The sequence below is a fragment of the Acinetobacter sp. YH12116 genome (assembly GCF_013418895.1).
Lineage (GTDB): Bacteria > Pseudomonadota > Gammaproteobacteria > Pseudomonadales > Moraxellaceae > Acinetobacter > Acinetobacter indicus.
In genome coordinates, this window is record NZ_VPBE01000054.1 from 1 (window position 1) to 6,466 (window position 6,466).

Genomic DNA, 6,466 nt, shown 5'->3' on the forward strand with positions numbered 1-6,466 from the left:
TACTTATCATCGAAAGAATATGCGGGCTATTCAACTCTGTGCATCAGATGAATATCACCTAAGACAACGCAATAAGATAGAAACATTATTCAGTTTATTGAAGGGGCAATACAATTTAGTGACGAGTCAAGCACGTAGTCTTCATGGATTTCTGAGTGGAATTTACGCCTCGCTATGTGCATATCAATTAACCCATCAAAATAAGCCAACAATTCAAATTAAGGAATCATCGGCTTAAGCAGGATCCGGGTTATAATAATAAGACTTCAGACCTCTCCTAGAATACTTGAAGGCTCTCCTCCATGAAAAAACTCATCAACCACCCTGAAAACTTGGTTGTCGACATGTGTAAAGGCTTTGTCTTGGCATACCCCGAACTCGCATTCACTGAATCACATAAAATCATTTCAAGAAAAGAAAAACATAACAATGTCGCGCTGATCAGTGGCGGTGGTAGCGGGCATGAACCTGCACATGCTGGTTTTGTGGGTCAAGGCATGTTAGACGCTGCTGTATGTGGGGACGTGTTTGCATCTCCATCGCAAATTCAGGTCTATAAAGCTCTACAACACGTCGCAACCGACAAAGGCGTGCTGATGATCATCAAAAACTATTCTGGCGATATGATGAATTTCCAGAACGGTGCAGCTTTAGCCACTGAAGATGGCATCAAAGTGGATTTTGTGAAAGTCGCAGATGACATTGCGGTTAAAGATAGCCTTTACACAGTCGGTCGTCGTGGCGTTGCAGGAACGATCTTTGTGCATAAAATTGCAGGTGCTGCCGCATCAAAAGGTTTAGCGATCCAAGACGTCAAATCTGTCGCACAAAAGGCAGCTGACAATGTGATTAGCCTTGGTTTTGCCTATAGCTCATGTACCGTTCCTGCCAAAGGCACACCAACCTTCACCCTTGCCGATGATGAAATGGAATACGGCGTGGGTATCCACAGTGAACCGGGTATTCGTCGTGAAAAAATCTTGCCCTCGAAAGAGTTGGCACAACGTATGGTCGATGATCTGTTTTTAGATCGCCCAGAGATGAAAGAAGTCGCCGTGTTGATCAATGGCTTTGGCTCTACCCCAATGCAAGAACTGTATGTGTTTAACCATGATGTTTGCGAACACCTTGCGCGTAAAGGCATTAAAATTTACCGTACATTGGTGGGCAACTACATGACCAGCATCGACATGAACGGTGCTTCTGTTTCACTACTTGCGGTAGATGATGAACTGAAAGGCTACTTAGATGCTGAAGCCAATACCCCTGCCTTAAAACTGGATGGTTCACCTGCCTTGCCATTTGAGTTTGCTACCAAAGATGCAACAGCAGAATATAGTGCCAACACCGCAGTCGAAACAGCTGCAGAACATACTGAAATTCAAAATGAACAGTTCACCATTGAAAATATGCGTTATGTGGTCGATGTTATGGCAGCATGTATCATCAAGAATGAAGTGCCGTTTTGTGAATTAGATGCACATGCAGGTGACGGCGATTTTGGTATGAGCGTGGCAAAAGGTTTTAAACAACTTAAAAAAGAATGGCAAAGCCTGATCCAGGCACAGTACATGGATGAATTCTTACTGAACAGTTCGATGATCATCATGGAGCATTGTGGTGGGGCATCAGGTCCAATCTGGGGTTCTGCATTCCGTGCTGCGAGTAAAGCCATTCAAGGCAAAACCACATTAAGCGTGGCAGATTTTGCCGATATGCTTCAAGCAGCAGTAAAAGGCATTCAGGTGACAGGTGAACGCTCATTTGGTCGTGGTGCTGTGGTGGGTGATAAAACTCTCATTGATGCACTTGTGCCATGTGCAGACTCATGGTCAAACAATACAGATAAAAGCTTTAAAGAAAACTTTATTTTAGGTGCACAAGCTGCTGTTCAAGGTGCTGAATCAACCAAAGATATCGTGGCACGTATGGGACGTGCGGGCACTGTGGGTGACCGTAGCTTAGGCTATCCTGATGCAGGTGCTTATGGTTTAGGCGTAATCTTTAGCGATATTGCTGAGCATATTAAATAAGATTTTCAAGATTTGAAAAAAAGCCTCGCATCATCGGGGCTTTTTTATTTACCAGTATGTCCCGTCCCGTTCTGAAATAAGCTGGCAGAAAAAACGTCTATTGAAATTTTTCCAGATACTTGGTCAGCTTTTCTTTGACCACAACCCTTTTATTGCCCTTCATCTGGGCTTCACTCAGAATTCCTTCCGAATCAACCACCACCACACGATGTCCATCTTGCTGCAAACGCTCTACCCCTTCAAACAGCATCCGTGCACCCACATCATGAATTAAGGTGAGGTTGGTCAGATCGAGTACAATCGTCGTATCACCCGGTGGCTCTTCCTGTAAATTGCGCAGCAACATTTCTGACTCGGTAAACTGCAACACTCCGCGCAGTTCATAGACGCGAACATCATCATTTTTGCCAGCCCAATAACAGCTCTGAATAATGGTTTGTGCGGAAGGCGTCCCTTCCATCAGATGCAGGCCCATATCGGCAGATAAACGCTCAAAAATATCAATCCCGCGGACACTGTTGCCATGTTCATCCACGCGCGGTGAAAATACCGCAATACCGACCTGACCCGGCAGCACACCAATAATCCCACCTGAAACGCCGCTTTTGGCCGGAATCCCCACCGTGGTGAGCCAGTCTCCGGCAGCATCATACATACCACAGCTCAGCATCACGCTTAACACCTGCCGCACCACGGCCCGATCCAGTAAACATTCGCCCGTTTTCGGATGTAGGCCGCCATTGGCCAAGACACTGGCAATGTGTGCCAAATCCTTAACCGTGACCTTAATTGCACACTGCTGGATATACCCATTCACAATCTCGACCGGGTCAGTGTCCAGTGCACCGACAGTACGCAACATATAGCCAATCGACAGGTTCCGGAATGCGGTCTTCATTTCGGAGGTATAGACCTGCTCATCAAAACTTAATTCCCGTCCGGCCAGTTCACTTAAAAAACGGCGCAGCTGCTCGGCCCGTGAAATGCCATCCGTAGTTTGAATTAATGAATGGGTGGTAATCGCCCCCGAGTTGATCATCGGGTTTTTCGGAATATTCAGTTCTTTATCTAGGGAAATCTGGTTAAAGGCTTCTCCGGAGGGTTCAACACCTACTTTTTGCAAAACTTCTTCAATGCCCAACTGCTCCAGCACCAGTGCATAGGCAAAGGGTTTGGACATGGACTGGATGGTAAATTCATGACCATCATCACCGCTGGAATAGATCATGCCATCTGCGGTGGACAGGGCCAGCGCCAGCTTGTTAGGATCAGCCTGTGCCAGTTCCGGAATATAATCGGCCAGCTGCCCGCCCGCATTGCGCTGACATTGTGACAAAACATGCTTTAAATAATCTGGAACAGGCGTTTGCATAGGATGGGTCCTTTTTGGGCATTATCATTGTTGTAGATGGCAACTTTATTTTATACCGCAAGCCGGTGCATTTTGGCCCGGCAGTTACAGCATCGCTACACGCATCGCTTTTCTAAATCTTCTTGATTCAATTATGCGCTCAAGATTGTGCACTTTTTTAGATCACTGTCTGGGAGAAGCTGCTATGATGGCGCGATTTTTTGACTTACCTGCAATTTGTTCATGTTAGCCGAAAATTTCTCCCTCTACAGTGCGCTAATCCCGCTGTTTATAATGGCCTTTGGCAGCGTCATTCTGCTGCTGCGGCTGTTCCAACCAATTCCCACCTATTTTCTGTGGTATGCCGCATCGACCCTATGTACGGGTCTGGCCGTACTGATCATTACTGTGGTCTCTGCCCAAGTGTTACCGACCTTTAGCTTTATTCCATCCACGCTGCTGTTTATCAGCTGTGCGATGTTCACCCATGCCATTCATTTGCGGCTGAATGTCACCACGCGTGGGCATTTCTGCTGGTGCTAATTGCCATTGCCGAGTCAATTTATGTGTATTTTTCGGTGTTTGATGAGCAATATGCACAGCGGATGCTGGTGCTAACCATCACCATCACCCTAATTTTCTCGCATAATTTAAAGGCTTTATATCAGGTCAAGCTCAAGCAGAAACTGGATCGCCTGTTACGCCTGTCGCTGTTGCTGTTAAGTGCGGTGATTGCGCTGCGCACCCTGGATCTGTTTGTGGTATTACAGCCGACCAACCAGATTTTAAGCAATAATCTGGTCGCTGCCTGTACCCAGCTGATTATTCTCTGCCTGAGCCTGCTGATGGCCGGGCTGCTGTTTCATAGTGCCTATCAGGATATTTTCCAGCAGCTGCAAAAAGAACGGAATCTTGATCCATTAACCGGCTTGCTGAATCGCCGGGCGCTGGAGGAACGTCTGAAACGCTTAAAACAGCACAGCCGTTCCAAGCAGAATGCGATTATTCTGTGTGATCTGGACTTTTTTAAGCAGATTAATGATCAGTACGGCCATAAGGTTGGCGATGTAGCGCTACAGCATGTCACCGAAATTATCAGCAAAGCGGTGCGTAAATACGATGAAATCTGCCGGATGGGCGGTGAAGAATTTCTGATTTTACTGCAAGATACCCCGCTGGATATCGCAATTCAGGTGGCAGAACGGATTCGCAGCGGCATCGAAACCACACCACTGATTCAGAGTGGTCAGGTCATTTCAATGACCGGCAGTTTCGGCATCAGCTTTTTCCAGCACTTTGATGAGTTTTCTCAGGCCACGCAGCAGGCCGATTTATTGCTATATCAGGCCAAAAATCTGGGCCGCAACCAGCTGTACTGGCAACAATAATAATCATCGAAACACGCAGACTTTTATAACTATTAGTTTATTTTTCCCAAATAAAGTTTGATTATTCATAGCTATAGCTCTTCTTTAAAATTACGGTTCCTGTTTTTAGTCCAGTCAGAAGATACGCATGGATGCTACTCCCCGTTTAAGCCGCGAAGACAAACGCACACTTGGCCTGTCCTCACTCGGCGGGGCACTCGAATTTTATGACTTTGTCATTTATGTCTTTTACGCCAAAATTATTTCCGATCTGTTTTTTCCAAGCACCCTCAGTCCATTTTGGGCTATGCTGAATACCTACGGGATTTTTGCAGCCGGTTATTTCTTCCGTCCACTCGGCGGTGTAGTGATGGCGCATTTTGGCGATTTAATTGGCCGTAAACGCCTGTTTAGCCTGTCGATTTTATTGATGGCCTTACCCACACTGTTTATTGGCATCATGCCAACCTTTGAAAGCATTGGTTATGCCGCGCCATTATTGTTACTGCTAATGCGCGTGGTACAAGGTATTGCCATTGGTGGTGAAATTCCTGCGGCCTGGACCTTTGTTTCTGAGCATGTGCCAGAAAAAAGAATTGGTTTTGCCAATGGTCTGCTGACCGCCGGCTTATCCTTGGGGATTTTACTCGGTGCGTTAATGTCGCTGTTTATTTCACTGCAATTTACTGCAGCCGAAATTCAGGACTGGGCATGGCGTATTCCGTTTATTGTTGGTGGGATTTTTGGTCTGGTAGCGCTGTATTTACGCAGTTATTTACATGAAACCCCGGTATTTAAAGCCATGCAGGCACGCAAGGAACTGGCCAAGGAATTACCGGTGAAACAGGTGCTGGCGCAGCATCGTAGCGGTGTGGTGATGGGCATGTTCTTTACCTGGTTCCTGACCGCCTGTGTGGTGGTGCTAATTTTGGCCATGCCAAATCTGCTGGTCGGTGCATTTGGTTTTGACCGCGCCGATGCCTTTAAAATGCAAAGTGCCGCCATTGTCATGCAGATGATTGGCTGTATTGTGGCCGGGCTGCTGGCCGACCGTTTTGGTGCTGGGAAAGTCATTTTATTCGGCTCCCTGCTGGTCGCTGCAATTGCCTCACTGTTCTATAACAGCCTGGGTCATGTTGAAGCATCAACAATCTTTATGCTGTATATGCTCTTGGGTCTGGCATCAGGGACAGTTGGCATGGTGTCATATAGCATGGTGAAAATGTTCCCGGCACAAATCCGTTTTTCCGGTATTTCATTTTCTTATAACGTGGCCTATGCCATTGCCGGTGGCATTACCTTACCGCTGGTGCAGTGGCTAAGCCTGTATAGCAATATTGGCGCGCTATATTATATCTGGGTGGTCTGTCTGGTGGCGTTTATGACCGCCTGGTTTTATCAGCAACGCTTTGAGCGTGCCCGCCCTTCGGTTTAATCCACCTCAAAACAAAAAAGCCCGGCTTCATCCTAATGCCAGTCAGTTAAGCAAATTTTAGTAAAATGTAGTAAAAATGAGTGTATGTAAATACGCTCATTTTTTTATGTCTTTATCTGAACATTTAGAATCCACTCTTGAACATGCTCTCCTATCACTCAACCATTTTTGTGAACTTATTGACTTAAATTGGATTGAAACATCTCTGCATCAAACAGGTAAGGCATCGATCAGAAGGAGAAAATTACCTGCTGAGCACGTGGTTTGGCTTGTTCTTGGG

General features: G+C 46.3%; 6 protein-coding genes and 1 pseudogene. 6 read left to right on the forward strand and 1 reads right to left on the reverse strand.

Features of this window, described 5'->3' with window-relative positions; all coding sequences use genetic code 11:
• Together FTU54_RS14805 and dhaK are read left to right on the forward strand one after the other, a co-directional pair.
• Positions 1-238, forward strand: a pseudogene (locus tag FTU54_RS14805) (IS982 family transposase); the annotation flags it as partial.
• 64 nt (positions 239-302) lie between these two features.
• Positions 303-2,033, forward strand: a complete 1,731-nt coding sequence (gene dhaK / locus FTU54_RS14810; RefSeq protein ID WP_180074889.1) for a dihydroxyacetone kinase subunit DhaK — start codon at positions 303-305, stop codon at positions 2,031-2,033.
• Between the two features lie 97 nt (positions 2,034-2,130).
• Here dhaK and FTU54_RS14815 read toward each other — a convergent pair whose 3' ends face one another.
• Positions 2,131-3,405 carry a glutaminase gene (locus FTU54_RS14815; protein WP_180074890.1) on the reverse strand — a complete coding sequence of 425 codons (1,275 nt, stop codon included), beginning with the start codon at positions 3,403-3,405 and terminating at the stop codon, positions 2,131-2,133.
• Positions 3,406-3,627: 222 nt separating this feature from the next.
• Here FTU54_RS14815 and FTU54_RS15350 point away from each other — a divergent pair, with 222 nt between their 5' ends.
• From FTU54_RS15350 to FTU54_RS14830, 4 genes are all read left to right on the forward strand, one after another.
• The gene (locus FTU54_RS15350) at positions 3,628-3,927 is read left to right on the forward strand and encodes a hypothetical protein (protein ID WP_257223828.1); all 300 of its coding nucleotides are present in this window, start codon (positions 3,628-3,630) and stop codon (positions 3,925-3,927) included.
• On the forward strand, positions 3,921-4,772 hold the full coding sequence (locus FTU54_RS15410; protein ID WP_373685800.1) for a GGDEF domain-containing protein: 852 nt from the start codon (positions 3,921-3,923) through the stop codon (positions 4,770-4,772). Before FTU54_RS15350 ends, FTU54_RS15410 begins: the two co-directional genes overlap by 7 nt.
• Positions 4,773-4,899: 127 nt before the next feature.
• Complete coding sequence (locus FTU54_RS14825; RefSeq protein ID WP_180074891.1) at positions 4,900-6,186, forward strand: MFS transporter; 1,287 nt, start codon at positions 4,900-4,902, stop codon at positions 6,184-6,186.
• A 106-nt stretch (positions 6,187-6,292) separates the two neighbouring features.
• Positions 6,293-6,466: transposase domain-containing protein (locus tag FTU54_RS14830; protein WP_180074892.1), on the forward strand; the 174-nt coding region annotated here is incomplete at its 3' end.